This is a genomic window from Faecalibacter rhinopitheci, from assembly GCF_015234135.1.
Lineage (GTDB): Bacteria > Bacteroidota > Bacteroidia > Flavobacteriales > Weeksellaceae > Empedobacter > Empedobacter rhinopitheci.
Genome location: NZ_JADGIK010000029.1, coordinates 1 through 2810, shown reverse-complemented (window position 1 = coordinate 2810; position 2810 = coordinate 1). Strand labels below are relative to the sequence as shown.

Here is a 2810-nt window from a genome sequence, read left to right as displayed (position 1 = left end):
TCAAGAATTTCAGAAAAGAGGAGATGAAAAAGACAAGTATTCTTATTTATATGAATATTTATTAGATGATTTTATACGTAAAAAAATTAAACAATTAAAAGATAAAAATCAATCTGTAAGAATATGTGGAAATAATGGTTCATATAAAGTGTATGAATCATTTACAAATGAACTATTGTCAGATGAAAGAGTACAAGAAATACCTCAAAAATATAAGTTTCTAAAAGAATTGGGTTATGAAATGGAATAATTCATACTGCCGATAACATCGGCTTGGCAAAATGCGGGGTTAAGTGCAAAATTGAACTTCTCGCCTTTTTATCCGCCAAAAGCTGTTTGCTTTTGTTTTTTTATTAAATTTACCAAAAGGCTCACAGCTTTGGCTACGTTTCGGTCTGAATTGAACTTTCACTCAATTCAAGCCCGCACTTCGCCAAGCCGCGGCCCGTTAGCGGAAATGTCAAATGAAAATACTGCATAAAATTTTAACCTCAATTTTTCTTCTATTTGCAATTAACATTTTTGCAAGTCCACAAATGCCAGATTATATAGTAATAGAAAATGATACAATTCCAACTTATAATCTAATTTTAGAACAATATTTACAGAAGAAAAATCCAAATGAAGATAAACTTTTTGGGTTAAGCTTTAGAAGTTCTGAAAACTTTGGAGTTTCAACAAATTGCTGGCGAGGTTATCAAGCTATTTACAAAATAATTAATGATAAACTCTATTTAACAAACATAATTTCTTGCGGAGAGTTAAATAGTAAATCAAGAATTAATTTAGAAGAGTCGAAAAAAAAGATCAAAGAAATTTTTAGTGAAAATAGTGATTCAAATGGAGTTTTTGTTGATTGGTTTTCAGGAGAAATCAATTTCCCTTTAAAAATAAAGAATAACAAACAAATTCGTTGGGATGGAGTTTTTTATAGAATTTTTGAATATGAAACTGTTATAAAATTTAATAATGGAGAACTCACAAATCAAGAAAAGTTTCATAATTATGAAATAGTTCCAAATGGCGTAAATCGTGAAAATAAAGCTTTAATTTCTGACAAAATATTTAAAGAATTAAAATCTGAAATATGGAATAAAGACTTCGATTGTTCTGAAAAATATTTGGTGACAATTGATGAAACTGGAAAAATTTCAAAAGTTAGAATGACATATACAGAAAAAGAACTCGAAGAATATTTTGAAAAAGATGAATATAATTATTGTATTAATAAAATAAAAAATGCTTTACGAAAAATGCAATTTGATATTTTAAAAGATAAAGGAAAACCAATTTCGGAGGATATATATATTGAAATTTGGCAAGAAGAGAACGGGAAAATAAAAAATTGGACAAAATAAAGACACTTCCGCTAACATAGTATTTGCAAAAACCGGGCTGAAAGTAAACTTTCAGCACATCTTTTTCCACTCGCAAAATTGCTTTTCTAAAAACTTCATCTTAAATTAGTTTCAGAAAAGAGCAATTTGCTTGAACGTACGAACTTGAGCTTTCGCTCAAATTCTCTCCCGTTCTTCGCAAATACTCGGCTCGTTAGCTGTAATCTTTACCAAAATGCTGCAAAATCCAACATATTTAAAAATAATACTAGATAATAATCAAAATGTAGAAAAGAATAAGCCAAATAAATTTCTGAAATTATTGAAAAAAATTTCAAGAAAAATTATTCCGCTCGCAAATCCAGATTTTGAAGATAAAATTCTTGAAACCAACATATGGTTAATTGAATTTGACAATGAAAATATTCCTGTGCGTGAAATTGGAATGAATAATTTAAATGAACCAATAATGATTATGCCGTACAAAAATAATTATGGTTTTTGGACAGATAATAATTTAAAATTGGAAGATTTCAAAAATGGTTTTGAAGTTTATGAAATAGATAAAGATGTATTTGAAAATAATTGGAAAAAATTCGTAAAAAAAGACTACAGCTAACAAAGTATTTCGCGAAAAACGGGCTGAAAGTAAACTTTCATCCCATTCTTTTCCGCTCGCAAAATTGCTTTTCTTAAAACAATACACTAATTTAGTTTCAGAAAAGAGCAATTTGCTTGAACGCACGAAATTGAACTTCGTTCAATTTCTCTCCCGTTCTTCGCAAATACTCGGCTCGTTAGTGGCAATTTTTTAAATCTCTACCTATAAAATTTAATGACAACATCCATAATAATTGATAAGTTAAATAAACTAACAATAGTTAATTCAGAAGATTATGATAATTTAGAAGTAGTTGATGAACTAACAAATTATTTAAGACAAAATTCTGATGGTCATCTTGCTTGTGAAGCTATGATTAACTTATTAGAAAGACATCCAGAAATTGAATTTGGAACACCTGGAGAACCTGTCCATACTATTGAAACATTTAAAGGTTATTATGAAGAGTTTCTAATACAATCTTTAGAGAAACACCCAACTCAAATGACAGTTTGGATGCTTAATAGAATTATTAATGGGCAGGAAGAAAGTTATAAGAGAAAATTAATTCAAATATTAAACAGCTGTATTACGCATCCTTTAGCTGATCAGAATACTATTGATAGTGCTAAAGATTTCTACGAATATCAAACTCAATAATAAAAAAACTGCCACTAACATGAACTGTGTAAAAAACCAAGTTTTTTAAGCAATTTTTACAACAAAATTTTCATGGTAAAATGTTTTATTTTTTACCACTCCAAATACCAATTTAAGCAGCTTATTGCACACAGCGATTAACGCTGCTTTTTTGTTCTTTCCTTTCTCTACTAATCGATCATATAATGCACGACAATAACCATTACTTTTCT

4 protein-coding genes are annotated in these 2810 nt (G+C 28.6%); all 4 read left to right on the top strand.

The window, feature by feature from the left end:
* On the top strand, positions 1-250 hold a 250-nt coding region (locus IM532_RS13545; RefSeq protein WP_194184028.1), incomplete at its 5' end, for a hypothetical protein.
* 214 nt (positions 251-464) lie between these two features.
* On the top strand, positions 465-1358 hold the full coding sequence (locus tag IM532_RS13540; RefSeq protein WP_194184027.1) for a hypothetical protein: 894 nt from the start codon (positions 465-467) through the stop codon (positions 1356-1358).
* 214 nt (positions 1359-1572) lie between these two features.
* Complete coding sequence (locus tag IM532_RS13535; RefSeq protein WP_194184026.1) at positions 1573-1956, top strand: hypothetical protein; 384 nt, start codon at positions 1573-1575, stop codon at positions 1954-1956.
* 216 nt (positions 1957-2172) lie between these two features.
* A complete protein-coding gene (locus tag IM532_RS13530; protein WP_194184025.1) occupies positions 2173-2598 on the top strand; it encodes a hypothetical protein in 426 nt (141 codons plus the stop codon).
* Positions 2599-2810: the final 212 nt, after the last annotated feature.

Coding starts and splice junctions, on each gene's coding strand:
- IM532_RS13540 (WP_194184027.1), top strand. CDS start 465: ATGAAAATACTGCATAAAATTTTAACCTCAATTTTTCTTCTATTTGCA.
- IM532_RS13535 (WP_194184026.1), top strand. CDS start 1,573: ATGCTGCAAAATCCAACATATTTAAAAATAATACTAGATAATAATCAA.
- IM532_RS13530 (WP_194184025.1), top strand. CDS start 2,173: ATGACAACATCCATAATAATTGATAAGTTAAATAAACTAACAATAGTT.